This is a genomic window from Salarchaeum japonicum (assembly GCF_049705945.1).
GTDB lineage: Archaea > Halobacteriota > Halobacteria > Halobacteriales > Halobacteriaceae > Salarchaeum > Salarchaeum japonicum_A.
On record NZ_JBNAMV010000004.1, the window covers coordinates 241,648 to 267,543 of the forward strand.

Below are 25,896 nucleotides of genomic sequence, written 5' to 3' on the forward strand. Positions count from 1 at the left end.
GCGAAAAGCGCCCGAAGTGGGCGCGGTGTACCAATGGTTGACGGGTGCGGACGCCCCGGGGGGAGGCAGGTTCGCACGCCGTACCTGATTGCATTTCCTTCCAGTTTAAGCGTTTTCTGGAGGTATGGGTAAATCGCGTCTAGCGACCTCGTACCTGTTTAAGGCTGTTCTGTCGCCCAGTCGCGCGCCCGGTCGACGGCGTCCCCCCAGCGGTCGTACTTCGCGTCCCAGTCCCCGTTCCGTGGGGTGAACGCGCGGTCAGTGCGGCGGTTCTCTCGGAGTTCGTCGAGGTCGCGCCAGTAGTCGGCGGCCAGTCCGGCGGCGTACGCCGCGCCGAGCGCGGTCGTCTCGTCCACGACGGGGCGGTCGATGTCGGTTTGGAGCACGTCTGCGAGGAGCTGGCAGAGGAAGTCGTTTTTCACCGCACCGCCGTCCACGCGGAGGCGGGAGAGGGACACGTCGCTGTCCGCGAGCATCGCCTCCGCAACGTCCCGCGTCTGGTACGCGATGGCTTCGAGCGTCGCGCGCACGATGTGTTCGCGGCGCGTGCCGCGGGTGAGGCCGACGATGGTGCCGCGAGCGCGCGGGTCCCAGTGCGGCGCGCCCAGTCCTGTGAACGCGGGGACGACGTACACCCCGTCGGTGCCGTCGACGGCGCGCGCGAGCGATTCCGTCTCGCCCGCGTCCGTGACGAGGGACACGTCGTTCAGCCACTCGATGGCCGCGCCGGTCGCGAAGATGGAGCCTTCGAGCGCGTACTGCACGGGTTCGCCGCTGCGCTGGAAGCCGACGGTCGTGAGGAGGCCGTGCGTGGATTCGACGGGCGTCTCGCCGGTGTTGAGGAGGAAGAAGGAGCCGGTTCCGTAGGTGTTCTTGGCGTCCCCGGGGTCGAAGCACGTCTGGCCGAACAGGGCGGCCTGCTGGTCGCCGAGCGCGCCCGCGACCGGGATGCGCGCACCGAGGAAGCCGTCGGCGTCGGTGTATCCGTAGAACTCGTCGTCCGATGACGGCCGGACCTCGGGGAGGCAGGCGCGCGGCACGTCGAACTCCGCGAGCAGGCGGTCGTCCCACGCGCAGTCGTGGATGTCGTACAGCATCGTCCGGCTGGCGTTCGTCACGTCGGTGACGTGCGCGCCGGTGAGGTTGTAGATAAGCCACGAATCGACCGTGCCGAACAGCACGTCCCCGGATTCGGCGCGCTCGCGGACGCTCCGGGTGGCCGAGCGCGTCGGCTCGATGGGGTCGGCGTTCTCCAGCAACCACTCCAGTTTCGACGCGGAGAAGTACGCGTCCGGCTCCAACCCCGTCGTCGACTGGATGTAGTCGCCGAGTTCGTCGCGCAGCCCTTCGATTCGGTCCGTGGTGCGGCGGTCCTGCCAGACGATGGCGTCGTGAACGGGCTCACCGGTTTCGGCGTCCCAGAGCACGGTGGTCTCGCGCTGGTTCGTCACGCCGATAGCGGCGAGGTCGCCGGGCGCGATTCCGGCGTCCGCGAGAGCCGACTCCACCACGTGCTTCGTGTTCGCCCAGAGTTCGCTCGGGTCGTGCTCCACCCAACCCGGCTCCGGATACTGCTGTTCGTGCGTCTCGTACGCGCTCGCGACGACGGACGCGTCCCGGTCGAACACCAGGAAGCGCGTGCCCGTCGTCCCCTGGTCTATCGCCCCGACGTACATACCCGTGGACGCGCACCGAACCCGGATAAAGCCGGGGAGTAGTGTGCCATCACACTAGGTTTTTAGCGCTGGCAGGCGAATCGGAGCGTATGAGTAGCGACCGAGTCGACGCGGAGAGCAAGGTGTCGGGGAATCAGGCGAACATCCCCGCGCGGGTCCGCCGCGCACTCGACATCGACGACGGCGACAAACTCCGCTGGCACGTCGAGGACGGCGAGGTCCGCGTCGCGGTCGTGCAGCGCCGAACCGGAACGTTCAGCGAGTTCGAGGGGTACGACGGCGCGACGGACACCGACGCCACCGCCGACCACGACGCGTGGGGCGTCTCACCCGAGTAGATGCCGCGAGCGCTCGTCGATACGTCCGTGCTGTTCGCCGCGGCGTATCGCCGCGACGCCCGCCACGAGGACGCGCTCCCGATCCTCCGCGGCATCGACGGCGGCACGCTCCCCGAGGCCGTCGTCCTCGACTACGTGCTCGCGGAGACCCTGAACGGCCTCACCGCGCACGCCGGCCACGACGCTGCGGTGGACTTCCTCGACAGAATCGAGGAGAACGCGCGCGTCCACGTCGACGCCCTGACCGCGGACGGCCGCGCGGCGGCGAAATCCGTCTTCCGCCAGTATTCCGGATTCTCGTTCGTCGACGCGAGCCTCGTCGCGTACATGCAGTCCGAGGGCCTGGGCTACCTGTACGCGTTCGACGACGACTTCGACGCCGCGGACGACGTGTATCGACTCACGAACGCCACCAACCCCTATCGACCAGAATGACCACGTTCAGCGCGGAAGTCATGCACGTCGTCGGGCCCGACGAGCGCGACGACCACGACCTCACGCCCTACCTCGAACGCATCAGCGAGGACCGCTACGTCCTCGTCGTTCGGAAGGGCGGGACGCCGTCCCTGCTCGACCGGGTCCTCGCGTTCCTCCGCCGCGACCCCATCGAGGCCGTGACCGTCATCACCGACGACGAGTACGAGGAAGGCGACGAACTCCAGGTCACCGCAACGGCGACTGAAATGCAGGGCGTGTTCGACGCGACCGACGTACGGAAAGAGTCCTAATCTGTTTTTTCAGCAGTTGGCCGTCGCGGCGGACGGGTATTCATATCCGTCTCGCTCTCGAACCCGCGTTCGAATGAGCGACGAGGGCGACATCGGGGACACCGCGTTCGGCGTGCAGGCCGGGTTCGGGTTCGCGGGGAAGGCCGCGACGGCCGTCGTTGGACTTGTCGGGTCGGTGTTCCTAGCGCGCGCCTTGGGGCCGAGCGATTACGGTCTGTTCTACGTCGCGCTCAGCGTCGCCGCGTTCTTCGAGAACCCCGTGAACGGATGGGCGACGGCGTGTAAGAAGCGCCTGACTGAACCGGGGTTCGCGGCGGACGAGGCGGTGGGGTCGCTCGTGCTCGCGGTGGCCGTGCTCGCCGTCCTCGGCGCGCCACTGGGGTACGTCGTGGTGGACGCGCTGACGGCGAACCCGGTGCTTCCGCTGGCGGTTCCGGCTCTGTTCGTGCCACTCGCGGCGTACCGAGCGTCCACGACCCTGCTGTCGGGGCGGGCGAATTTCGCGCTCGCCGAGTGGGCTCTCGTCGTCGAAACCGCGGTGACGACGCTCGCGCAGGTCGCGTTCGTTCTGCTCGGGTTCGGCCTCTGGGGGATGGTCGGCGGCGCCGTCACGGGCGCAGTGGTCGTGCTGCCGGTCGTGTACCGCTGGCTCGGTGTACGGGCGCGTCTCCCCTCCCGGAAGTCGCTGCGGTCGGTGGGGACCTTCTCGAAGTGGTCGATTCCGCGCGGGTTCGTCGGCACGGGGCTGTCCCAGATGGACGTGGTGCTCCTCGGGTGGCTGGCGGCGGCGGGCGCGGCCGGAAACTATCAGGTCGCGCTCAAGGTGTCGATGCCCGCGACGTTCGTCTCCGGCGCTATCACGGCGGGGTTGATGGGGCGGGTGTCGGCGCTCGCGGGCCGAACCGACGGCGACTGGACGCCCGACTTCCGGAACGCGCTCTCGACCGGGAGCGTCCTCGCTGTCCCCATCTTCGTCGGGAGTCTCGTGCTCACGGAGCGCATCGTCGTGACGGCGTTCGGCGGAGCGTACGCGGGCGCGGGCGCGTTCCTCGTCGGTCTCGCGGCCTACCGGCTCCTCGAAACGCAGACCGCACCCCGGGGGCGCCGTGCTCGGCGGCCTCGACCGCCCCGACCTCGGGTTCTGGGTGTCGCTCGCCGAACTCACCATCAACGTCGCGCTCGGGCTCGCGCTCTGGTACGCGTACGGCCCGCTCGGCATCGTCGCGGCGACGGTGGTGACGCAGGCGTTCGCGTACGTCGCGAACACCGTGCTCGTCCGCCGACTGACGGACGTCGAAACAGTCGTGACGCGGCCGTTCCTCGCACAAATCGGCGCGGGTGCAGTGATGGGCGTCGTCGTTCTCGCGGCGAAATCCGTCGTGCCGTTGGCCGGGTGGCCCGCCGTCGTCGCCGTCGTCGGTCTCGGCGCGATTGTCTACTTCCTCGTGCTGTTCGCCGTCTCGCGATTCCACCGCGAAACAGTGCGCGGCATCTACGCCGACTTCATCGGGTCCCGCGGCGCGTGACGGCGGCCTCTAAGGTGCTGGCGACGCCATCCCCGATATGGACACCGAAGTACTGGTCGTGGGCGGCGGCGCGACTGGCGTGGGGGTCGCGCGCGACCTCGCGATGCGCGGCGTGGACGTGGTGCTCGCGGAGCGCGGCGGGCTGAACGCGGGGACGAGCGGGCGGTCGCACGGCCTCCTGCACTCGGGCGCGCGGTACGCCGAGCACGACCCGGACGGCGCGCGCGAGTGCATCCGGGAGAACCGCGTCCTCAGGGACATCGCGGGCGACGCGGTTCGCGACACGCGAGGATTGTTCGTCCAACTCGAATCGGACGACCCCGGTTTTTTCGACGAGAAGCTCGCGGCGTGTCGCGACCTCTCGATTCCCGCGACCGTCCACGACGGCGACGACGCCCGCGACCTCGTCCCGGGCCTCCCCGACACCGTCGAGCGCGCGATGGACGTTCCGGACGCGGTCATCTATCCGTCGCGTCTCGTGGCCGCGACCGCCGCGAGCGCGCGCGAGCACGGCGCTCGCATCCTGACGCACACGCCAATCGACGGACTTCTCACCAGCGGCGACACCGTCGTGGGCGCGTCCACCCCGGACGGAGAGATTCGCGCGGAGCACGTGGTGAACGCGACGGGCGCGTGGGCGGGCGACCTCGCCGCCACCGCCGACATCGAACTGGAGATGACGCCGACCAAGGGCGCGATGGTGACCGTGGAGTACGACGCCCTCGATACCGTGCTGAATCGGTGTCGGCCGCCCGCGGACGGCGACATTATCGTTCCCCACGATAATACGGTCGTGTTGGGGACGACGAGCGTCGAGGTCGACGACCCCGACGGGAACTTGGAGGACAGCGAGGAGGTAGAGCGGATGCGCGCGGAGTGCTCGGCGCTCCTCCCCGTGGTCGCCGACGCGCCGCTCGATCACGCCTACTGGGGGGTGCGGCCGCTCTACGAACCGAGCGGAATGGCCGAAGGCAGAGGAATCAGTCGCGGGTTCTTCGTGCTCGACCACGCGGAGCGCGACGGAATGCGGGGTCTGACGAGCGTCGTCGGCGGGAAACTCACCACGTATCGCTTGATGGCGGAAGCGACCGCCGACCACGTCACCCACCGACTGGGCGTCGATGCGGACTGTCGAACCGCTGAGGAGCGCCTACCGGGCGCGGACGACGCGGAGAAACTGGATTCGTTCGTTCGGGAGTTCGACGCGGGCGGGCCGGCGGATTCGGACGTGCTCAGTACGTGATGTCGCCGGTGGCGCGTTCGAGCGCGACCACGGCGAGCGCGCCGACCGCGGCGACGGCGAGGAGCGCGAGCACGGTCTCCGCGGTCCACGCGGCGGTTTCGTCGATGACGACTTCTGCGGGGGCGCGGAGCGCGCCCGCCATCAGCATCACGAGGAAGGTGAGGGTGGCGGCACGGTAGGTGTCGAGCCCCCACGCGACGACGCGCGCGAACGACACGATGCCGACGGCCGCGCCGGCCGCGAACGCCGCGAGCGTCGTTACCGGGTCAATCGCGTCACCGATATTTCCGCCGAGCACGGCGTCGGTGGCGGTTTCGACCGCGCCCGTGACGACGTGGTACTGGCCGAGCGTGAGGAGGAGGAGGCTGCCGGAGACGCCGGGGAGCACCATCGCGCAGATGGCGATGGCGCCCGCGACGAACATCGTCGCGAGGCCGGTCGGGAGCGTCGCGGACGCCTCGCCGCTCACCGCGAACGCGAGCGCGAACCCGAGCAGCGCGACGAACTTCCTGTTTTGCGTGCTGAGGTCGAGTTCGCTCCACAGGACGACCACGGAGGCCGCGATGAGGCCGAAGAAGAAAGCGTACGTCAGCGCTGGCGCGGTCGTTCTCGCGGCTTCGACGATGTTCGCGACCGTCACCGCGGCGGAGACGACGCCCAATCCCAGCACGACGAGGAACGGTACGTCGAGCACGCCGAGACCGGCGCGGAGTTCCGAGCGGGCGTCGTCCTGGTGGACGCGCGCGAGGAACGGGAGGAGCGCCCACGCCTCGCGCGGGTCGAGTCCCGCAAGCGCCGAGATGAGGCGGTCGTAGATGCCCGTGATGAGCGCGATGGTGCCGCCGGAGACACCCGGAACGGCGTCAGCGGCCCCCATCGCGACGCCCTTCAGGTAGACGGCGACCCAGTCGCGCGCGGACATCTACGCGGGCCGCGCGGCGAACGCGGTGGTGTCGACGGACGCGACCGCGGTCGTCGTCGATGCGTCGCCGTTCGTCTCGAACGCATCGAGCGTGGACGGCGAGACGAGGCTGGACGTGTTCGTACTGTCGTTCTCGCTGGTGTCGTTCTCCGCGCCGCCGGGCGTGTCGAGGACTTCCTTCGTCAGTTCGACCTCAACCGTCTGCTCGGTCTCACCGATAACTGCGCCCTCGGAGACGTGTTCGGTCGCGTTGTACGCCACCGTGTACGCGGAGTCGTTCACGGTCGCGGGCGTGCTGAACGTGTACGGACCGGCCGCGCGAACGCTCACGTTCGTATGGCCGTTCTCCGGCCCCCACTCGCTGTAGCCCGTCGTCGAGTACGGGAGCGTCATCGTGAACTCGCCGTTCTCGTCCGTGGTGACCTGCTGGGTGTACGTCGTCTGGTTCCCGATGAGCTGATTGCCCTGGTAGGTCGTCGCGTTCAGCGTCACGGACGCCGTCACGGTCGTGTTCGCGGGCCCAGTGCCTTGAACGGTCGCGCCCGGAACCTTCTCGAACAGCTTCACCGCGCTCGGGAGGTTCGTGAACTGCGACCCCCGGAGGATCTGCTGGAAGCTCACCGAGGCCTCGCTGGTGCCGACGAGCCGGTAATGGTCCAGGGCTTCCACGTCCTCGACGGGTGTCCCGCCGAGCCCGCCGATCTGGCTGGTGGGCTGGCCCTGACTCGTCGAGTCGTTCGCGACGAACGCCTCAGCTTCGGCGCGCGTGTCGAACGACCGCGTCGGGGAGTCGTTCGCGCCGTCGGGTTCGTACACGCGGAGGTAGCCGCCGTCGGACAGCGGGATGTTACGGTCCCAGTCGATGACCGTGGTACCGGTCGCTTCCACCCGGCTGCCGTGGTAGCGGTAGAGCCGCACCATCATGCTCTCGTAGTACGCCTGACTCCGAAGCTGGGTCTGCTGCTGCACTGCGCCCTCGCTGTTCAGGACGTAGAACGGACTGTAGAAGTCGTACGCGCTGGTGTTGTCCGCGAACTGCGTGGGCGCACTGAACTTCGCGCTCAGGGACGCCATCTGCCAGTCCACCGCGACGTACCGCGTCTCCTCACCCGGACTTCCGAGGTTCTGGAGGATGTCGTTCGCGTCCGCCTCGGTCTGACTCAAAAGGTAGTTCGCGGCCGTTCCCGCGCCCTGCTGGAACGGGTTCGCGTTCGGGATGCGTTCGCCCTCCACCGTGATCCAGTGGCCGTAGTCCCACCAGCTCATCACGCCATAGGACCCGTTCGGATACGCGTAATCGTCGGTCTGTGCGTACGTCCCGTAGTAGTCGAGTTGGTCCGCGTTGTCCGCACCGCCGAAGTTCCCTTCGGCGGGCGTGTTCTCGTTCATCCAGTCGAGCAGCGAATCCCAGGACAGCACGGACGAACTCGGCCCCGTGTCGCCGGTGGCGACGGCCGTACTGGAGGAGACGTTCCCGTACGTCGTGCTCTGGAACGTGAACGGCACCGCGAGCGGCACGACGAGTACGAGCAGGACGAGCGCGACCGCGAACACTTGGCTCGCGTCCACGTTTTCGAGGCGCTGCATCGCGCTCGCGTTCGCGCCGACCATCCGGAGGATTTCGACCGCCGCGAACCCGCTCAGGACTGCGACCGGAACCGCGAGATAGTAGTTGAACCGCACCTGCGTGAACGCCGCGGACGTGAGGAACACGCCCCAGACGACGATGAGGAGGTGTTCGGCCGGCCGGTCGTCCATGATGGCGGACACCGCGAGAATCAGGCCGATGACCGCGACGCCGATGAGCTGGGACTCGACGCCCACGAAGTCTCCGAGACCCTGCATCACGCCCGGGAACGCCAGAATCCCGATCACGACGAGCGCGGAGCCGATTGCGAATCCGACGCGGTTCAGGTTACGGGAACGGAACGTCGGCCGCCACAGCAGCCACGCGCCCGCGAGCACCGCGATGAAGAACGTCAAACCGTAATCGAGGAAGATGACCGCGAAGTCGCTGATACCGAACCGGCTCGCCTGCGAGAGGAACGGCTGCGCCTCGCTGATGGTGCGCTGGGCCGCGCCCGCGCCGAATCCGACGAAGCGGAGGAGGTTCGACTGCACCATCGAGAACAGGCTCGGGAGCGCGACCGCGACGAGTCCGCTGCCGACGACGATGACGCCCGCGACCGTCACCGGGTAGAGAGAGGTATCGATATTTTCTGCGTCCCAGTGCCGGGCGAGCCACGCCATGAAGACCGCGCCGAACGCGACCGCGAACGCGAACAGCGGCTGGAGGAGAGAGTTCTGGACGGCACCGAAGCCAACGTATCCGAGAGGCATCAGCGCAAAGAGTCCAGTTGTCGTCATACTTACCGCGCCGACGAACGCGACGTGATCGGGACTGGTGCTGTTGTAGTAGTCTGAGCAGAGCTGGAGAACGAAGAACGCGCCGAAGATGCCGATGAGGAGGACGCCCGGTGGCCAGACGAAAAGGTAGAGCGCGGTCGCGATTCCGGCGAGAACGCTCCAGCCGAGGGGCTTGCGGAGCGGGGCGAACTCGCGTTCCACGACCTGCTCCCAGACAGGGCGTTCGCGCTCCGCAACTGAGAGTGCAACCATCATCGCGAGCACCGCGACGGACATGAACAGCGGCTCCGCGATGTTGTGGTCCGCCGACCCCACCAGGGAGCGAGAAAGGAACAGTCCTGGCAGGAGGCCGAGAATGACCGCTGAGATAACGCCGCCGAGACGCCCGCTAAGTCGCTTTCCGATAAAGTACGTCGGAACCGCGATGAACGTCCCGAAGACGGGTGGTGCGAACAGCACGCTCAATGCGACCGTGTTCTCGCTCGGACTTCCGAGACCGATTACGAGAGCCGCCGTCGCGATAAGCTGGTCGAACAACGTCCCGAACTGGCTCGTCGTCGTCCCGAACGGATAGTACGTCCACGGGTCAAACGGCATCGTTGACGGCCACTCACTTACCGTATACTCAACCATCCGGAAGTGATACCACGCGTCGTTCCCCGAGAAATACACCTCACCATTCTGCGTGAACGCATCCCACGACTTCGCCCGCACCCAGAACATGAACGCCAGAACGAGCAAGAGCGCAGGATACTGATAATACTGTCTGAGCCAGCCACCAGCGCGCTGGAGAGCCTCGCTGGACTGACCGTCGTCGTCGCTCATACACGTGCGTCGGGGAAAGCGAGGATAAGGTTTGTGAAAGCGTGGGAGATTATCGGTCGAGTGCGTCAGAGAGAATTCCTCGAGCAGTGGTTCGCACGGGTTCGCTGATAGCTGTGAGGGTGACGGAATACACTGCGGCACCAACCCCCACAAGGACAACGAGGTCACCCCACCACGAGACGAACATAAGTGAATGCAGACCGTCGACCACCGCAAACATAATCGCGCCGGAGAGGAGTTGGTGTCGGAGCGGCCGGGTGAGAAGTGGGACTTCAGGGAGGTATTGTTTGACGACGTACTCGAGAATCAAGTACTTCACGAGTTCGGAAACGATGGTCGCGGCGACGACGCCGGCGATGCCGAACTCGAGCAGCAAGAGGTAGCCGAGTCCGACGTTGAGGACGAGTCCGACTAGTCCGATCCGGGTATTGAGGTCAGGGCGGTCTAACCCAGCGACTGTCGAGCCGAGCTGGATCGATTGCATATTCACCACCCGGAAGAACGCGATACCGACAAGAACTATTCCGACGCCACCGTACTGCGGTCCGAACACGGCCACCAGCAAGTCGTTCGGCATCGCGGCAGCACCGAAGAAGAGCGGTATCGCGAGAATGCTCGCGAATCCGAGCGCGTTCGCCACATCGTTACTGGTCGCGGACACGTCGTCCCGACTCCAGTATTCGCTCACTCGCGCCATCAGCCCCGTCGACGTGACCTCTCCGATGAAGGTACCCGCCAACGTGAGTTGCATCGCGACCTGATACTTCCCGACCGAGGCGGACGTGAGGAGTGCTCCGAGTAGGAGGATGTCGATGCGTGACTGTGTAGTCCCGATGAATCCGTTCGGGACGCTGTACTTCGCGTACGACGCGATGCGAAATACGGACGAGCGAGTTGGAAGAACCGGATGGACATCGATTCGGTAGAGGACATACGGAACCGTGAGCGCTGTAGCGACAGCGAGTCCGTACACCATCCCTGCTGCACCGAATCCAAGAAGGACGAACGCCAATTGGAGCGGCGTCGTGAAGATCGAACGGAGTGTATCCGCCCATTGTACTGCGGAGAAATTCGCGCGCGCTGAGAGGATTTGAGTAGAGACGACGAACAGACAGAGCGTAACGAAGAGAACACTAAACGGGACGAACAGCCCCGACAGGTCGTATAGTTCTGTGGATCGGTGGAGGAGATACGCTGCTGGCAGAATCACTATCGGGAAGAGGAGCGCTCCCAAGAGACTGGACCCGAGTGCTTCCCCGAGTGGGAAGTCAACCTCCGTTAGCCGTTTCTTGCACGCCATCCCCCAGCCCGTTACGGGGTTGTCCAGGACATCGACGAGCGTGAGGACGACGTAGAACGCTCCGTATCCTGCGGGACCGAGAACACGGGCGAATACAACTGAGCCCGCGAAACCGATCGCCCCCATAAGGAACTTGGCGATCACGCCCTTCGAGATTTCGAATCCAAAGTCCGCCTCACCTGCGCTCATGTGTACCTCTGACTTGTACCTCCAGAACCGCAGAGTACTCGGATTCCAGCGTTAGTCTCGGAAAATAGGCTTAATGGTTCGACACTCCGGCCGCAAATTGGATCGCTAAATTGGAATAGAGGGGCCATTGTGCGCATTTTTGCAGTGCTGGTGTTTAGTAAGAGGGGGGTTCCGGACATCGCTAACATCCGGTAGATTTCGAGGTATTGTCCGATGTTAGCGTAATCGTGACCCCACTATTTTCTCGCAAGCGTTTCGAACCATCTCTTGGACGAGGTCGTCGTCAGAGAGCAGTTCAAGCATCGCACCGGAGAGTAAACAGATTCGAAAAGCAATTCAGAGACCTCGGTCGAAATCAACCTATGGCCATTCAAGCATCGGTGTTCGGTTAAGCACTGGATCGCCTCATGAAGGCTTCAGCCACTCGTTCGCCGAGTAAGAGGCGTGATTTCTCTGGCTGGCGAGCGTCACGGAACATCAACTCCGGCAGATTCGGCGGTGGATGTCCGAACGACTGGGCCAAATCTTCGAGAATGATCTGGGCGACAGACCGGAAGGTCTTCGCCCAGCGTTCGCGGGGAAACACCGTCTCCGGGAATAGCTCTTGAAACACGCCGAGTAAGGCTCTGCTGACCGTCAGCGTCAGCAGAGCCGCCACCACCAGCAGGTGAACGATTGCTGGATCACTCGTCTGGAACTTCTCCAGCCCATACAGCGACTTCAGTTCCCGGAACAGCAACTCCACTTCCCACCGCAACCCGTACAGCGCTGCGACCTGCCTTGGAGTGAACTCATCGGGTAGATTCGTCACGTACAGGTGGTAGTCGTCGGTGTCCTCGTTGCGGACACCGACGACGCGAAACTCCACCGAATCGGTTGACTGCTTCCCAGCGTATGCCCGCCGTTTGAACTCGATCTCCACGGTTACGTCGATAATCTCCCGACTGAGATCTCCTAGAACGTCCCGAAGACGACGCTCTGGCAAGGAAATGGCGCGCCCGCGCCATTTCCGCCGCTCTCCGACGATCAATGGGTTTGCGTTCGACTTCAGCCGAGTCAGGAAGAAGCCGCCGTTCTCTTCGATCAACGCGAACCGGCGGAAACTGTAGAAGCCCAGATCGAACAGTAACAGCCGCCCTCGCAGCCAACTCCCGGTGCGGAGTTGGCTGCTCTCGTGGGTGCGTTCATCGGTGAGCTGGAACTGCTCGATCGTCTGCTTGGTCGCGTTCTGCACGAGGTGGAGTTTCGCGCCGGATTGATCCGCGTGAGTCGCCGGAAACTCGTTGAGGAGCCGATGCAACCTGAAGACGGTTGCATCGGCGATCAGCACTTCTCGAAACAGCTCGAACTGTGGCGCGATCGTGTGAGGAACCGCGACCTCCTCGAGAGCGTGCTCGAGGAGGTCGCTCAACAGTGCTGCGAGTGCCGGCGTGAACCGGTCGTAGAAGCTGGAGCGGGCAACGGTCTGGTTGGTTGCTGCGGAGTACGCCCGTTGAAATCCGGCGATGGTACGGGCTTCGCCATCGACGGCGAAGCCCATGATGAGCGTCCAAACGAGCATCGTGATGTCGATTGTCCGGTGGCGTTGGACGACATCGCGCTCGCGCGCGATGTCTTCGATACGTTCGGCTGGAAACAGGGAAGTGAGCCGCCGTCGTATGAGGTCCGGGGAGAGTTCCTTCAGCACAACCTCTCCCCACGCGGTCTACGCCGATAACTTCGTCAGTAGAGCGCAGTCTCTTGGTTTCTCAGCTAAACCGAACACGGATGGCCATTCAAGACACCTGCGTCATCGTGCCAACTATTCGAGAGTACGAGAACATGCGGATGTACTTCGAGAACGCGCGCACCCACGACTTTGATCTTAGTCGGGTGCACGTCCTTCTCGTAACCGAGGATTTCTGCGACACAGAAGAAATGAAGGCGATGCTTGACGACGAAGGAGTTTCCGGAGAGGTCTTCGACGGAACACGCCGAGAAGAGTGGTACGATGCCCACGAAATCTCTGACTACGCGGATGTCGTCCCGGCAGCAAGTCACGCCGAAACCAGTTTCGGACTTCTCTACATGTGGGCGAATCCTCAGTTCGAGTACGGGTTCTTTATTGACGACGATACACTCCCGATAGACGAGTTCGACTTCTTCGGAAGACACTTCGATAATCTCCATTTCAATGGCGAGATAGAGCGTGTACAGTCCGATTCAAGCTGGGTGAATGTTCTCTATCAGAACTACGATGGGGAGCTGTACCCCCGTGGGTATCCATACGCGGCGATGAACGAAACGGTCGAAACAGACACGACTGTCGTTAACGACGTTATCGCATCACAGGGGCTTTGGACGAACGTCCCGGACCTTGACGCGGTTCGGATTCTCATGGACGGCGACCTCCAAGGCCAAGCGCAAACCCGAACGAGCGTCGAAGATTTCGAGCGTGACTTTGTCGCCGGTTCCGGGCAGTACCTCACCGTCTGCTCAATGAATCTCGCATTCGAGCGCGAAGTGATTCCGGCGTTCTACCAGCTCCCGATGGACGACAATAAATGGGCCGTGGGTCGATTCGACGATATCTGGTCGGGAGTCTTCCTCAAACGCGCCGCGGACATCTTTGGCAAACAGATCTACAACGGTGCACCACTGTGCGAGCACAACAAAGCACCGCGCTCCACATTCGACGACCTGAACAACGAAGTTCCAGGACTCGAACTTAACGAACACCTCTGGGAGATTGTAGACAGTGTCGGGGAGGACGCGGACGATTATGCAGAGTTCTTCGCCACCGCGGGCGAGACTCTTGCAGACGGCGACTGGAGCGAATATAATAATGGCGAATTCTTCAACCACGTCGGCGAGTACATGATAGACTGGCTCAACTGCCTCGATGAATTGAACTAACCTTACGAAAATCTTAGCGACCGAAAGAGATGTTCCGCTCTATAAGTACCCCAAGTCTTTCAACCGCTCCTGGGTCTGCACATCCATCTCGGCTGAATCCGACGTAATAGGACGAACCTCCATACGGTCAAAGTCCTCTTGTAACTCCCCTGTAACAGTGTCGCGGAACTCAAACATACCCGTGGAGATATCCAACACTCCCGACTGCCCATCCCAGTGGGATTTACGCGTTAAACGGCCTTCGGCGGTTTCGTACTTTATCAGCATCGGGGTGTCGTAGGGCCCCTCAATGGCCGGAAACCACTCTTTGACGGCATGAATGCCGTTCGAATACGCGTACAGTCTGGAAGTTGTGAAGTCAGAGTTAATCCCGTCAATAGCATCAATAAAAACCGACGGGAACTCTTCGAGGGCGCTTAATTCGTCTATCTGATTACCGTCTCTTTGTCCCGGATGCTTCACCAAGAGTGGGACTTCCAAGTGTCGTTCGTGGCACCCGACATGGTGTGCCCAGATGTCAACGCTCTCCGGATACAGATGGGATGCGTCAGCGAATCCTTCGCCGTGGTCCGACGTGACGATAATGAGCGTGTCATCGTAAGCATCTGTGTCTCGAAGCGTGTCAATGATGCTTTCGACCCGTGCATCCGCTTGTCGAATTGCACCGTCATACAGGTTCTTCGCTGTACGGACCGTTTCGTCGGAGAATTTTCCGCGGTAGTATTGCATATCGTAGGGAGCTTCTGAAGTTTCGAACAACTGGTCGAACGAAGCCCCATCAGACCAGCGGTCGTACTCCGGTTCGGGCGTATATGGGCTGTGGGCGTCCATCAGGTTCACGCACGCGAACCAAGGGCGCTCCCTCTCCCGGATCCATTTATTCACTTCCCGTGGGATATACTTGTCCTGTGGCGGGTATCGATCCACAAGCCACGGATAGTCCCAGAACGCTTTGAGATACGCTTGGTTCAGTAGACTTCGAACGGGTGCTTCACCGGTTGCGAGGTCGAAAAGTGTAGTCTCGGCCTGCGGATCCCGAGCTTCAGGAAACGGAAGTTCGTACTCAAATGTGGCCGCCGTGTCGAACGCTTGCGGAATTGCCCAGCTGGTAAGATGTGGGTTGTAGGTGAACAAACCAGTCTGGTACGCCGTCGGAAGATTCGAAAAGACAAATTGACTCGTATCGATAGACGTCGGTGTTTCGAATGCCTGATGTTCGTACGGGTTACGTCCCGTGAACATGCTAACGTGGGAAGGGAGGCTCCACCGAGCTGAGGAGCGGGCTTCGGTGTAGATAGTCGCTGACTTCGTGAACTTTTCGAGAAACGGAGTGGTTTCGCGCTCGTATCCGTAAGCACTGACCGAGTCCCGTCGGACGGAGTCTAAGACGATGAGTAGGACGTTCGGAGGAGTGCTCATAGCTGTTAGGAGCGCTCAAATAGTGTGATCCGAGCGTTTGTACTGCGTTGAAGTCCAACCATAGTAACAATTGAAAGGGAGAGAGTATAACGATTGGGTTTACCGCCCCACATTGTTCAGAGAGGACTTCATGGATACGTTGCGTCCGGACGACAGTATGCTACGAAGCGACCGACTCACGGTATGGGACGGAGTTCGAATTCGTTATCGTTCTCAACTGATAGTATATACGCATATATATGATAGGCATTCATTTTCCAGTTGTCTGGGTTTATCAACTGCTCCGGATACACTCTCAGCATCTTAATCAAGTACGGAAGGGCAGCCATCCTTGATTTCTCACTCGCGTCAAGGGCGACCAACAAGTAGTGCCTCGCTCGACAGTACCGATAGTAGTCCTTTCCGAAAGAATCGAACGTATCTCGGTTCCGATCAACTATCGTCTGATACCCTTCCAATTTCTCTTCGAGTGATAGCGTTCCGCTGATTTGCTTTTCGTGAATCCGATAGTTGATTGAGCGGGTGTCAGAGACGTAAATCGAGTGTCGGGATAAAAATCTGATATAGAATTCAAGGTCTATCCAATACGGTATCTCCGTCATGAAACCCCCCATCGATTCGACTACATTGCGATTGACAACGAACCCGGAAAGCGTTCGATACACCTGGCGTCCACGCAGCAACTCTTTTAGTGGTGGCTGGAGTTCTATTTCTTCTGCGATGTCCTGAACTCCGATGACATCCCCGCTTGAGTCAACTAAATTCAGATTAGCGAACGCCCCCTCATAATCACCATTCGACAGTCCATCCATCATTGTCTGAACGTGATCCTCCGAAACGGTGTCATCGTCGTCTAATATCATTACGTATTCACCTGTTGCATAGTCTAATCCCGTGTTAAGTGCATCCCCATAGTTTTGGTGTGGGTGGTCCGTAATATGGACAAAGTTGTCTACATCAACTGATGCTCCATATTCAGAGTCGGAATCATCGATACAGATTATTTCAATATTGGAATACGATTGCGCATCAGCTGAAGCGACAGTTTCGCGGAAAATATCAGGTCGGTTATAAGTCGGGATTACTATGCTCACAAGTGGCAAGTTCGACATGGCCGAATTATGCATACGCTCTGCAAAAGGTTTGTGACACCCGGCCCGGGTAGATAACCGACCAGAATATCCAATTAGATCAATTTCACAACTCCTTGGAAGGTAACGGATCCAGTCCACTTCCGAATATGCGGCTTAATTTACGAGACTGCGTATTCCCTGTTGTGACCGTCAAACAATATTTTGGCGCCCTGCCAAGAGTTCCCTTGTTACTGTCGTAAACTGCATTTCAATCTTTCGCAGATTATTCTTGTCCCTATATTCAAAGACTTAATTTCGAGGAATAAAAATATATGTAGAAGTAGCTGGCGGTGGTCAAGGACTACGAGACTATTATTGCGTGTGAACTCAGAGGAGAGCAGAGTAGTCAGCGGACGCACGATTCTCAATGAGGGGGGGCTTCTTGGTGCACACTTGCCGTCTCCGCACCCGGCTCTATCCCGTGAGTTCTCGCTTAGCTCAGAGGTATTCTCCTGGAAGTTGTCACGTCGAAAGATGTCCAGAACAACAATAGAAGCCATAAATTAAAGTGGATTATAACAAAATAAACTTGTATCGTCTTAGGATAGCCTACTCCGATTGCTTAATATGTTGATATAATGATTCGGCGGAAGTTTGACTCCATTTTTGAAGTGCGTCATTGGGTATCACCGATATTAGTAGCAACACATATGACTTAAGTTGAGTGGGATCTTCAGAGACTGATCTCCAGATAAATGATCGGGCTTCGTCGAGGTCATCATCAAGAAGAGCAGCTCTTGCACGACTGTAGTCGTCAATGCTTCGTCGCTTTCGTGCTACTCTAGCAAGCTCCGGATACTGTTCAATCAATTCATTAACGGCCTTGCGTTTCTCGTTGAAGAACTGCACTCTGTTTCCGTGCGAGAGAGAGTTATCGCGAATACGATACACAGCTAGAGGGTCGTCGATTTTGACAGGAGGGTGTTCAGACTCCGCAAAAAGCCTTGTCCAGCAATGGAAATCCTCTGCAGCCTTGAGAGACTCATTGAATGGACCTTCCAATTTTTCCAGTGCGGCACGCCGTACTGCGACGGTGGGAACGCGGATACCTTCATTGAGGAAAAAGTCAACAAAATGCTGTCCGTTTTTCTTCAAATCTATTGCGGAGTGAACTTCTGTCTTCTTGCCTTCTTCAGTAGCGGTGTACCAGTCAGTATAAACAGCACACGCCTCGTGTTTCTCGAGGGCTCTAACTCGCTTTTCTAACGAATCCGGGGGTAACCAATCATCAGCGTCGAGGAATGCGATGATGTCCCCCGAGGATTCAGTAACTCCCCGATTACGAGCGGCTGCTAATCCTTCTGGATCCTGATATACGTAGGTCGTTTTTTCCCCATCTGCTATTTGTTCAGCTTTTTTTGTCCCAGAACTGTCTACGAGAATGATCTCTGTCCTTGAGTACGTTTGATCACGAACAGAGTCAACTGCTTTGCCGAGGTATTCGTCTGTCTGGTAATTCGGAATGATTACCGAAACTGTTGGTTCGTTATTCATTAATAGCTCCACTAGGGTGATTAAACCCGACTACGCATCAGACACTCTTACGGTTTTCTCAGCAACTCTCGAATCATGTTGAGCACGATGTAGTCAACAGCCCGAAGCGCTTAACGCAGGTCATACTAAAGTGAGGGTTGACCTGTGGAGATATCAATTATACAGACTCGATTTGCTTCCAAAGGTGCTGGCGGCGGCGAAATCCACACCGAAAATCTAGCTCGAGCACTCCAGAGGCTAGGCCATAGTGTGGTGATACATACCTCGACACCAAAATATAGAAGGCCAGGCATTTCAGACCTCAAAATCATAGAATATCAAGTCCCCTTCGATATTAACCCCATTGCCGAGATTATTTTAGCACAGAGAGCGTTTGACGCCACGCAAGCATCCGATGTTGCCCTCCTAACCGATGGGAGTGCGTGGAGGGCTGTCGATTTGCCTATACCCACAGTGATGGTATTCCATTTCGTGTGGCATGGGTGGTGTAACCGACATAATCCGATTAACGATATACTATTCAAGAAACCACAATCTTTGCTCTATCGGCAGATGGAAAACAAAATAGCGGAGAAGTCTGATGCAATAATTAGCATCTCCCCGGGGATGAAAGAGGATATTCGTCGCATCGCCGACATCGAGGAAAAGATTCACTCAATACCGAATGGAGTTGATGTTGAGCGATTCCACCCAGTTGACGAACGGTACAGCGAATTCACGGTTCACTTTCAGGGGCGGCTCGTTGAGATGAAGAATCCCGGTGTACTGATTGATGCAGTCGCGAAGTCAAACGGGACGTGGCGAGTGACAATCGGAGGGGACGGTCCACTGAGGGAGGATCTAGAAAAGCGAGCAGAGGACCTCGAAGTCGGTAGTCGAATCGAATTTCTCGGATACGTTCCCGACGACGAATTACCCGAGCGGTACGCGAAGAGCGATGTCTACGTTCTTCCGTCTTCCTACGAGGGCATGCCACTCACTGTTCTTGAGGCAGCTGCGTCGGGAACTCCGGTTGTTGCTTCACCGAGAGCAGCAACAGATTTCGTCGATTCTGAAATCGGCCGTGTAGTGGAGCCGGAACCTGACGAACTTGCGAATGTACTGGACGACCTCTCCCGTCATCCCGATCTCGTTTCTTGCCTCGGTGAGAACGCGCGGTCGCGTGCAGAATCCTACTCGTGGTCCGCTATTGCCGAAAAATACGAGTCTCTCTTCGAAGCCCTCGTCAAGGAGTAGGTGAAGTATACCAAAATATGAATTGACATTCACCAAGGAGTTATTGGAGTCTACGGTTATTGTTCTATTGAGTTACCTGCGGGATTATTGTCAATTCTATCAGAGTCGGAGAGTGTCGGAAAAGACTTAATATCCGCGGCACTGTTATAGATATGGTAGTATACTCGCTCTTGGACCGAGCTCGAAGGATTTCGAACAAGCTCGGAATTACTGGAGTTCTCGACTCGATAGGAGTTCTTGATGTCGTGTATCGGACCTATTGGCGTGTTGCATGGTGGGTGAGTAATAGTGAAAAGATCGAGTTGGAGATCGGAGACGCGCGAAGCGAATTTTGGCCAGTAGACTGGAACGATTTCCGCCATCTGGATTCCGAATTCGAAGAAGGTATTATACGAGATGTAGTAGAGAAAACCAGCCCGAAAGACGTTTTTTGGGACGTGGGAGCCCATATCGGGATTTACACGTGTCTCGTGGGGAGTGTCCTCGATCGGGGCGAGGTCGTTGCGTTCGAACCGAATCCAACGATGCGTCAGCGCCTCAATTCAAACGTGGCACACAATGAGCTAAGTAATGTTACAGTTCTTCCGCACGCCGTATCCGATCGCGATGAGAAAGGGGAGATGGCTGGATGGGAAGTCCAAGAAGGTGGTGACGGGACCGGAGATCCAGTAGAGCTCGTAAAGGGAGATTCGATCGCTGTTGAGAACGCCATCCCGAATCCTACAATTGTGAAGATCGACATTGAGGGAGAGGAGATCAACGCACTTCGAGGCCTCGATCGAATGTTGAATGAATCGGTGAGACTGGTCTATGTAGAGGTACATCCTGACCGGATTCAAGGAAACCCTGGAGTGGTGGAAGAACTCCTCGTCGACGCAGGCTTCACCGACGTTCAACGATTCAAGGAAACGGACGGATCGATCTATCACGTACGTGCTGTAAAATGACGGGCCGGTAGTACCGTACCTATTCTAATCGAAAGCTTCTCTCAGTTCGGTGTCGACTTCCCACGTTCCGTCTCCATTCCCGAGAAGTAAGTCGATACTTGCCCTGAAGAGAGAGACCTGGGTATCGAACAGCGAATAAATCGCTTGCAGCGGCCCCAGTACGTCACGTTGACCCAGAAACACGAACACTCCGAGAAGGATAGGGATAGATAATCCCGCAATCCCGCTCACGGAGACTGCTCCCAGAGAAGCAAAGATAATCGTCGTCATCGTACACCACGGCGAGACGATCATGAACCACCAGTTGAACGGTAACACGATTCGTCCGTAGTTCCCGCAGTTTCCGAGCGCAGCTCGGTGCTGCACTAGCAGTCGAATCAGTCCCATGCCGCGGCGGTCCTTCTGTTTTCGGCGTTTTACGAACCCGGAGTGAGAGGCTTCCTTGTACTGGACTGCGGGATCGAAAATCACCCGTTTGCCGGTTTCTCGACGAATCCGAAGTGCCAATTCTGTGTCGTCGGCGAGCGAGTTTGAATCGATGGGTAGCAGTGCGTCGTTGTCGAATGCGCTGAACGGACCGTGGAAGATGAAGGTGGAATCGAGGTGTGATTCGAGTGTCTGGATGTGCCCCTGAATCCCTCGATATCCCTCTTCGACACCGCTTCCACCGAGGACTTCGACGTTTCGACCAGTGATCGCTGCGACATCGTCGTCAGCCAAGTTCGCGGCGGCTTCCCGGAGTACGTCATTCGGGAGGTATGAGTCGCAGTCTGTCTTGACGACCATCTCGTTTTCCGCAGCGGCGTACGCGTCATTGAGTGCGGGTGCGAGTCCCCTCCGTTCGTCTTCTTCGATGAGAGTCAGGGACGGCGCGTCAAGGTCCTTGAAGTAGTCCCGGATAATCTCACGGGTGGCATCGTCGGACGAGTCGACGACAACGACCTCAATGTTCTCCATCGGGTAGTCGAGTTCGAGTAGGTCGTCGAGTTTCTTCTCCACGATGCGTTCCTCGTTGTAGGTGGGGAGGACGATGCTTACCATCGGTTCGGCTGGCTGTTTGTCTGCTGGCGAACCGGAGGGGCGAATCCACGCGTACAGTCCAAGATAGAGGACGTACGGGATGGCCGTGATGACGGCGAGAACAACAGCCGCCCAAACGAGGTACATGCTCGTCGTTGACCCGGAATGGATTTAGACCCTGCGCATCCAGACGTGCCCTACGGGTCGGACGCTGAGTATACTCGTTTGAGGTGCGTCGTCACGTCATCCCAAGTGGACGGCGACCAGCTGTGTGGTTCTGCGTGGAGGGCCTCGCAGATCGCATTGGAGATCCGGAGAGGTGATCCCTCGGGCACTCCAATGACCGAGGGGTTTTCGGCCCATTCCGTCAGGGCGCCGGCCTCGCGGACGACACACGGCGTTCCCGCTGCGAGTGCTTCAGCGACGGTCATTCCGTACGCCTCGAATTCCGAGAGCGTGACGAAGACGTCTGCACCCGCGTACAATCGGGGGAGCTTCTCCTCTGATACGTATCCGAGAAACTCGACACGCTCGCCTACCTCAGTATCTATTGCGATTCGTTCGAGTTCGTCACGATATGGTCCACTTCCCGCGACGAGGAGGTCGAACCCGGGAAGGTCCGGGAGTGCTCGAATCACGTGTTGGACGCCTTTATACGCTTCGAGGCGCCCTACCGTCAGGAGGTACGGTCGGTCGTGCGCGTATGGCTCCGCGTTCCGGAACTGGTCGGGGTTGAGCCCGTTCGGGATGATTGTCGCTTCGATTCCGAAATCCTCCCGGAGCCGATTCCGTTCCCACTCGCTCACCGCGACTACTCGGTCTGCAGCCTGAAGGGCAAAAGAGCCGAGCGGCCGGTAGAACGAGATGAGAACGTCCCTGAAATCGCTCGCACTCCCACCGTGGTAATGTGGAGTGGCGACGAACCGTTCGTCACGGACAGCAAGCGCCGTGAAGAACACGGGGAGCGAGTGATAGTTGTGGGCGTGAACGACGTCCCCCTCCACCTGTCGTATCGACGAGACGATCCCCGGAGCGAGATGAAACGCCCCTCCGGGAGCCACGCTTCGGTGGCGTCGAATCTTGACGCCTGCTTGACTTTCGACCGACGGACAGTCCGAACTGTAATCTGCCGTGAGAACGACGACGTCGTGACCCCGCTCCACGAACCGCTCGCTAATCTCCTGGACGTGTGTCTCCACACCTCCGCTGTTCGGTGCGTATCGAGGCGTGACCTGAATGATTTTCATCGTAGTTCCCTGTCGGCCAGTTCCCTGACTCTCCGCCCCGGGGCGTGATAACAGTTTGTGAATCGAGGAGAGCGCCGTCAGTCCGTTCAACCATGAACAAACCTTTATCCTCACCACACCACCACGCCGGTAGAGTCACATGACTTCGTTCCCCGAATATCTCGATATCGACTACACAGATGGCGAGAACGAGAGTCCAGAGGACTATCCATCCTTGGAGGACAAAATCGAGAAGGCTGTTGAGATTACCCTGCAGGGTCTTGAGGAGTACGAGAACCCCGCGATTATGTGGACGGGTGGGAAGGACTCGACGCTCACGCTCTACTTCGTGAATGAAGTGGTGGAGGAATTCGGGTACGAGATGCCGCCGACGATTTTCATCGATCATTTCCAGCATTTCGACGAGCTCCTCGATTTCGTCGAGCACTGGGCTGACGAGTGGGATCTCGAAGTCATTTTCGCGCGGAACGAGGATGTCGGCGAGTATGTAGACGAGCACGATCTTACGCCGGGCGACGACATCCCCATCGACGCCCTGAACGAACACAATCAGCATCACGTCCGCGACCTCTTGGAGTACGAGGAAGACAGCTTTCCATTCCTCCTCGACACGTACGTCGGGAATCACCTCCTGAAGACGGTCGCGCTGAACGACGCGCTCGAAGAGTACGACGTCGACGGTATCTTCAGTGGGATTCGGTGGGACGAGCAGGACGCGCGGGCGGACGAGACGTTCTTCAGCCCGCGCCACGACCCCGACATCTATCCGCCCCACGATCGCATTCAGCCGATCCTTCAGTTCGATGAGCGCGCCGTCTGGGACGCGTTCTGGTACTACGTCGTTCCAGAGACTGTCGAGGGCTTCCCGGACGATGGCTACGTCCCGCAGAGCTACGACGACCTCCCGAACGACCTGACGCACGCGGACATCCCGATTAGTCCGAAGTACTTCGAGGGCTTCCGCAGTCTCGGGAGCGAGGTCAGCACGGAGAAGGCCGAGGAGGAGCCGGCGTGGCTCCAAGACCTCGAGGAGACGACCGAGCGCGCGGGCCGCGCACAGGACAAAGAAGACCTGATGGAGCGCCTGCGCGACCTCGGGTACATGTAACGATGGGGCTGTTCGACAAACTCCGCGGCGACAGCGACGACCCTCGAGTTGCGTTCATCGGTATCGACGGCGTCCCCTACAGCCTCATCGAGAACAATCCCGAGACGTTCCCGAACCTCCACGCGCTCGCGGACGACGGCGCGAGTGGCGAAATCGAGAGTATCGTTCCACCCGAATCGAGTGCGTGCTGGCCGTCCCTCACGACGGGCGTGAACCCCGGTGAGACGGGCGTGTACGGCTTCCAAGACCGCGAGAGCGGCACGTACGAGACGTACGTGCCGATGAGTAACGACGTCCAAGCGACACGCGTCTGGGACCGTGTCACCGATGCAGGCCGTGACGCCACCGTCCTGAACGTTCCTGTGACGTTCCCGCCGCAGCGGAACGTCCAGCGGATGGTGTCCGGATTCCTCTCACCCGACATCGAGAGGGCGTCGTCTGACTCGACAGTCGCGGAGTATCTGGAATCCATCGACTACAAAATCGACGCGAACGCGAAACTCGGACACCAAGAGGACAAGACGGAGTTCCTTGAGAACGCGCACGAGACGTTGGACGCGCGCTACGAGGCGTTCAGCCACTACATCCAGGAAGACGACTGGGACCTGTTCTTCGGGGTGTTCATGACTACAGACCGAGTGAATCACTTCCTCTACGGGGACTACGCCAACGACGGCGAGTACAAGGAAGAGTTCCTCAAGTTCTACGAAAAAGTGGACGACTACATCGGCCGACTACGCGACCAGATTCCCGACGACGTGACGCTCGTCGTCGCGTCCGACCACGGCTTCCAGCCCGAACGCTACGAAGTCCACCTGAACGCGTGGCTCCAGCGCGAGGGCTGGCTCGACTACGAGACCGACGACCCGGAAAACCTCGACGACATCAGCGATGACACCCGGGCGTACTCGTTCATTCCCGGCCGATTCTACCTGAACCTCGACAGCCGCGAACCGCGCGGAAGCGTCCCCGAATCGGAGTACCACGAGATTCGCGACGAACTCAAGACCGCTATCGAGAGTCTCGAGGGGCCGGACGGTGAGCCGGTCGTCGAGCGCGTCGTCGAGAAGGAAGCAGCGTTCGACGGCACGCACGACGACATCGCGCCCGACCTCGTCGCCATCCCCGCAGAAGGTTTCGACCTCAAGGCCGGATTCAACGGCCGCGAGGACGTATTCTCCACTGGCCCTCGGAATGGCATGCACTCCTTTGACGACACCACGCTGTTCGTCGAAGACGCCACCGCCGACCTCGCGGGCGCGAACCTCTACGACATCACGCCCACCCTCCTCGACCTGCTGGACGTCGACTACGACACCCGCGCGTTCGACGGCCAAAGCCTCGTCTAACCCACAACGTTTTTTCACACCGCATACGCCACGACACCCATGAGTCGCCGCGACCCGCTCCGAGCGACCGCCAGTCGGCTCGAACGCCCCGACTACACGCTCACAGCCATCGCGGCAGCCGTCCTCACCGGCGTCGGCGCCGCCGGACTCACTCCTGCATCAAGCACGCTCGCCCTCAGCGTGAGTTCGGTCGTCGCCCTCGCACTCATCCCCGACGCCCTCTTCCGCAACCCACCCCGGACCACAGAGACTCCGACGAGTGACTTCGGGGGTGCGCGTCCCGAATACCTCCGAAACGTCGAGTACGACTCTGGCTGCGTCGAAGTCTGGGACCACCTCAGCGAAGTCCGGTACGGCGCTTGAGCGTTTTAGACAGATTCCAAGGGCGGCAGAAGGTATCCCACATAGGTATGGTGCGTACGGGAGACGGGAGAGCACTGAGGAGACGATCTCGGGTCGTTATCGTCTCGTGCTTGTCCGCCACGTGGCGAGACTTTCGAGAACGTAGTTGAATACGAACCCTGCACCGATACCGATGATATTGGCGAGGATGTACCACGTGTCGAAGTGCGTAGTGACTATGTAGAGAACAGCAGTTCCGACGAGCGCACCCGCGGCCCGGACGATGTTTGAGGTTACATATCGTTTGAGTCGGCTGCGGAGTGTACTCTCCCCGAAATCGGCGAACGTCCAGAAGTCGTTAATGACGAACATTACGGTGATGGAGAGCTCTTTCGCAGCGAGAGACGATGGGACCAAGCTTAGACCGATACCGTTGACGAGGAAGAAGAGGACGCCGTTGTCGACGAGTGCACCGAGAGCGCCGACTGAGAGGAAACGCGTGAACCGGTCTGCGTGGACAAGTCCGAGGAGGTGTGAGCGGATTCGAGAGAGGGCGGCGGAGATGTCGGGACGCACGTGCGTTTGAATTCCC

22 protein-coding genes and 1 pseudogene are annotated in these 25,896 nt (G+C 59.7%); 12 read left to right on the plus strand and 11 right to left on the minus strand.

The window, feature by feature from the left end; all coding sequences use genetic code 11:
- Positions 1-158: 158 nt before the first annotated feature.
- Positions 159-1,676: a glycerol kinase GlpK gene (gene glpK, locus ACOZ4O_RS02910; RefSeq protein ID WP_424523817.1), complete on the minus strand. Its 1,518-nt coding sequence runs from the start codon at positions 1,674-1,676 to the stop codon at positions 159-161.
- 89 nt (positions 1,677-1,765) lie between these two features.
- Between glpK and ACOZ4O_RS02915 the strand changes: the two genes are divergently transcribed.
- The 6 genes and pseudogenes from ACOZ4O_RS02915 to ACOZ4O_RS02940 all read left to right on the plus strand — a co-directional run bounded on the left by ACOZ4O_RS02915 (position 1,766) and on the right by ACOZ4O_RS02940 (position 5,511).
- Positions 1,766-2,014, plus strand: coding sequence for an AbrB/MazE/SpoVT family DNA-binding domain-containing protein (locus ACOZ4O_RS02915; protein WP_424523818.1), 249 nt, complete (start codon positions 1,766-1,768; stop codon positions 2,012-2,014).
- The gene (locus ACOZ4O_RS02920) at positions 2,015-2,449 is read left to right on the plus strand and encodes a type II toxin-antitoxin system VapC family toxin (protein ID WP_424523819.1); all 435 of its coding nucleotides are present in this window, start codon (positions 2,015-2,017) and stop codon (positions 2,447-2,449) included.
- A complete protein-coding gene (locus tag ACOZ4O_RS02925) occupies positions 2,446-2,742 on the plus strand; it encodes a DUF7526 family protein (protein ID WP_424523820.1) in 297 nt (98 codons plus the stop codon). The genes ACOZ4O_RS02920 and ACOZ4O_RS02925 overlap by 4 nt, the downstream gene beginning before the upstream one ends.
- A gap of 73 nt (positions 2,743-2,815) precedes the next feature.
- A pseudogene (locus tag ACOZ4O_RS02930) lies at positions 2,816-3,715 on the plus strand (lipopolysaccharide biosynthesis protein); the annotation flags it as partial.
- A 133-nt stretch (positions 3,716-3,848) separates the two neighbouring features.
- On the plus strand, positions 3,849-4,268 hold the full coding sequence (locus ACOZ4O_RS02935; protein WP_424523821.1) for a polysaccharide biosynthesis C-terminal domain-containing protein: 420 nt from the start codon (positions 3,849-3,851) through the stop codon (positions 4,266-4,268).
- 37 nt (positions 4,269-4,305) lie between these two features.
- Positions 4,306-5,511 (plus strand): FAD-dependent oxidoreductase, encoded by a 1,206-nt coding sequence (locus ACOZ4O_RS02940; protein ID WP_424523822.1) that lies wholly within the window; start codon positions 4,306-4,308, stop codon positions 5,509-5,511.
- Here ACOZ4O_RS02940 and ACOZ4O_RS02945 read toward each other — a convergent pair.
- The 4 genes from ACOZ4O_RS02945 to ACOZ4O_RS02960 form a co-directional block, all read right to left on the minus strand.
- Entirely contained in the window at positions 5,501-6,433 is a 933-nt protein-coding gene (locus ACOZ4O_RS02945) for a DUF368 domain-containing protein (protein WP_424523823.1), read from the minus strand. The two genes, ACOZ4O_RS02940 and ACOZ4O_RS02945, sit on opposite strands and share 11 nt — an antisense overlap.
- A complete protein-coding gene (locus ACOZ4O_RS02950; RefSeq protein WP_424523824.1) occupies positions 6,434-9,625 on the minus strand; it encodes an oligosaccharyl transferase, archaeosortase A system-associated in 3,192 nt (1,063 codons plus the stop codon).
- Positions 9,626-9,674: 49 nt separating this feature from the next.
- The gene (locus tag ACOZ4O_RS02955) at positions 9,675-11,114 is read right to left on the minus strand and encodes a lipopolysaccharide biosynthesis protein (protein WP_424523825.1); all 1,440 of its coding nucleotides are present in this window, start codon (positions 11,112-11,114) and stop codon (positions 9,675-9,677) included.
- 388 nt (positions 11,115-11,502) lie between these two features.
- Positions 11,503-12,801: an IS4 family transposase gene (locus ACOZ4O_RS02960; RefSeq protein WP_247010716.1), complete on the minus strand. Its 1,299-nt coding sequence runs from the start codon at positions 12,799-12,801 to the stop codon at positions 11,503-11,505.
- Positions 12,802-12,881: 80 nt separating this feature from the next.
- Between ACOZ4O_RS02960 and ACOZ4O_RS02965 the strand changes: the two genes are divergently transcribed.
- Complete coding sequence (locus ACOZ4O_RS02965; protein ID WP_424523826.1) at positions 12,882-14,009, plus strand: alpha-1 4-glucan-protein synthase; 1,128 nt, start codon at positions 12,882-12,884, stop codon at positions 14,007-14,009.
- Positions 14,010-14,048: 39 nt separating this feature from the next.
- Here the strand turns inward: ACOZ4O_RS02965 and ACOZ4O_RS02970 are convergent, their stop codons facing one another.
- The 3 genes from ACOZ4O_RS02970 to ACOZ4O_RS02980 form a co-directional block, all read right to left on the minus strand.
- Positions 14,049-15,428: a sulfatase-like hydrolase/transferase gene (locus ACOZ4O_RS02970; RefSeq protein WP_424523827.1), complete on the minus strand. Its 1,380-nt coding sequence runs from the start codon at positions 15,426-15,428 to the stop codon at positions 14,049-14,051.
- A 176-nt stretch (positions 15,429-15,604) separates the two neighbouring features.
- Positions 15,605-16,540 carry a glycosyltransferase family 2 protein gene (locus ACOZ4O_RS02975; RefSeq protein ID WP_424523828.1) on the minus strand — a complete coding sequence of 312 codons (936 nt, stop codon included), beginning with the start codon at positions 16,538-16,540 and terminating at the stop codon, positions 15,605-15,607.
- 570 nt (positions 16,541-17,110) lie between these two features.
- A complete protein-coding gene (locus ACOZ4O_RS02980; protein ID WP_424523829.1) occupies positions 17,111-18,055 on the minus strand; it encodes a glycosyltransferase in 945 nt (314 codons plus the stop codon).
- A 144-nt stretch (positions 18,056-18,199) separates the two neighbouring features.
- On the opposite strand from ACOZ4O_RS02980, the gene ACOZ4O_RS02985 reads away from it, so the two are divergent.
- Entirely contained in the window at positions 18,200-19,291 is a 1,092-nt protein-coding gene (locus ACOZ4O_RS02985) for a glycosyltransferase family 4 protein (protein ID WP_424523830.1), read from the plus strand.
- Between the two features lie 152 nt (positions 19,292-19,443).
- The gene (locus ACOZ4O_RS02990) at positions 19,444-20,238 is read left to right on the plus strand and encodes an FkbM family methyltransferase (protein ID WP_424523831.1); all 795 of its coding nucleotides are present in this window, start codon (positions 19,444-19,446) and stop codon (positions 20,236-20,238) included.
- Between the two features lie 24 nt (positions 20,239-20,262).
- On the opposite strand, the gene ACOZ4O_RS02995 is transcribed toward ACOZ4O_RS02990, so the two are convergent.
- Together ACOZ4O_RS02995 and ACOZ4O_RS03000 are read right to left on the minus strand one after the other, a co-directional pair.
- Complete coding sequence (locus ACOZ4O_RS02995) at positions 20,263-21,405, minus strand: glycosyltransferase (RefSeq protein ID WP_424523832.1); 1,143 nt, start codon at positions 21,403-21,405, stop codon at positions 20,263-20,265.
- A 50-nt stretch (positions 21,406-21,455) separates the two neighbouring features.
- Entirely contained in the window at positions 21,456-22,505 is a 1,050-nt protein-coding gene (locus tag ACOZ4O_RS03000) for a glycosyltransferase family 4 protein (RefSeq protein WP_424523833.1), read from the minus strand.
- Between the two features lie 139 nt (positions 22,506-22,644).
- Here ACOZ4O_RS03000 and ACOZ4O_RS03005 point away from each other — a divergent pair, with 139 nt between their 5' ends.
- Genes ACOZ4O_RS03005 through ACOZ4O_RS03015 form a run of 3 tightly spaced genes read left to right on the plus strand, consistent with a single transcriptional unit; the run spans position 22,645 to position 25,325 of the window.
- A complete protein-coding gene (locus ACOZ4O_RS03005) occupies positions 22,645-23,613 on the plus strand; it encodes a phosphoadenosine phosphosulfate reductase family protein (RefSeq protein WP_424523834.1) in 969 nt (322 codons plus the stop codon).
- Positions 23,614-23,615: 2 nt separating this feature from the next.
- A complete protein-coding gene (locus ACOZ4O_RS03010; RefSeq protein WP_424523835.1) occupies positions 23,616-24,962 on the plus strand; it encodes an alkaline phosphatase family protein in 1,347 nt (448 codons plus the stop codon).
- Between the two features lie 39 nt (positions 24,963-25,001).
- Positions 25,002-25,325 carry a hypothetical protein gene (locus ACOZ4O_RS03015; protein WP_424523836.1) on the plus strand — a complete coding sequence of 108 codons (324 nt, stop codon included), beginning with the start codon at positions 25,002-25,004 and terminating at the stop codon, positions 25,323-25,325.
- A gap of 96 nt (positions 25,326-25,421) precedes the next feature.
- Here the strand turns inward: ACOZ4O_RS03015 and ACOZ4O_RS03020 are convergent, their stop codons facing one another.
- Positions 25,422-25,880 carry a GtrA family protein gene (locus ACOZ4O_RS03020; protein WP_424523837.1) on the minus strand — a complete coding sequence of 153 codons (459 nt, stop codon included), beginning with the start codon at positions 25,878-25,880 and terminating at the stop codon, positions 25,422-25,424.
- Between the last annotated feature and the right edge of the window lie 16 nt (positions 25,881-25,896).

Bases quoted from the DNA above. Each gene is read 5' to 3' on its own strand.
- ACOZ4O_RS02925 (WP_424523820.1), top strand. From the start codon at position 2,446: ATGACCACGTTCAGCGCGGAAGTCATGCACGTCGTCGGGCCCGACGAG.
- ACOZ4O_RS02945 (WP_424523823.1), bottom strand. From the start codon at position 6,433: ATGTCCGCGCGCGACTGGGTCGCCGTCTACCTGAAGGGCGTCGCGATG.
- glpK (WP_424523817.1), bottom strand. From the start codon at position 1,676: ATGTACGTCGGGGCGATAGACCAGGGGACGACGGGCACGCGCTTCCTG.
- ACOZ4O_RS02955 (WP_424523825.1), bottom strand. From the start codon at position 11,114: ATGAGCGCAGGTGAGGCGGACTTTGGATTCGAAATCTCGAAGGGCGTG.
- ACOZ4O_RS02940 (WP_424523822.1), top strand. From the start codon at position 4,306: ATGGACACCGAAGTACTGGTCGTGGGCGGCGGCGCGACTGGCGTGGGG.
- ACOZ4O_RS03015 (WP_424523836.1), top strand. From the start codon at position 25,002: ATGAGTCGCCGCGACCCGCTCCGAGCGACCGCCAGTCGGCTCGAACGC.
- ACOZ4O_RS02990 (WP_424523831.1), top strand. From the start codon at position 19,444: ATGGTAGTATACTCGCTCTTGGACCGAGCTCGAAGGATTTCGAACAAG.
- ACOZ4O_RS03010 (WP_424523835.1), top strand. From the start codon at position 23,616: ATGGGGCTGTTCGACAAACTCCGCGGCGACAGCGACGACCCTCGAGTT.
- ACOZ4O_RS03000 (WP_424523833.1), bottom strand. From the start codon at position 22,505: ATGAAAATCATTCAGGTCACGCCTCGATACGCACCGAACAGCGGAGGT.
- ACOZ4O_RS02975 (WP_424523828.1), bottom strand. From the start codon at position 16,540: ATGTCGAACTTGCCACTTGTGAGCATAGTAATCCCGACTTATAACCGA.
- ACOZ4O_RS02920 (WP_424523819.1), top strand. From the start codon at position 2,015: ATGCCGCGAGCGCTCGTCGATACGTCCGTGCTGTTCGCCGCGGCGTAT.
- ACOZ4O_RS02980 (WP_424523829.1), bottom strand. From the start codon at position 18,055: ATGAATAACGAACCAACAGTTTCGGTAATCATTCCGAATTACCAGACA.
- ACOZ4O_RS02970 (WP_424523827.1), bottom strand. From the start codon at position 15,428: ATGAGCACTCCTCCGAACGTCCTACTCATCGTCTTAGACTCCGTCCGA.
- ACOZ4O_RS03005 (WP_424523834.1), top strand. From the start codon at position 22,645: ATGACTTCGTTCCCCGAATATCTCGATATCGACTACACAGATGGCGAG.
- ACOZ4O_RS02950 (WP_424523824.1), bottom strand. From the start codon at position 9,625: ATGAGCGACGACGACGGTCAGTCCAGCGAGGCTCTCCAGCGCGCTGGT.
- ACOZ4O_RS02965 (WP_424523826.1), top strand. From the start codon at position 12,882: ATGGCCATTCAAGACACCTGCGTCATCGTGCCAACTATTCGAGAGTAC.
- ACOZ4O_RS02915 (WP_424523818.1), top strand. From the start codon at position 1,766: ATGAGTAGCGACCGAGTCGACGCGGAGAGCAAGGTGTCGGGGAATCAG.
- ACOZ4O_RS02995 (WP_424523832.1), bottom strand. From the start codon at position 21,405: ATGTACCTCGTTTGGGCGGCTGTTGTTCTCGCCGTCATCACGGCCATC.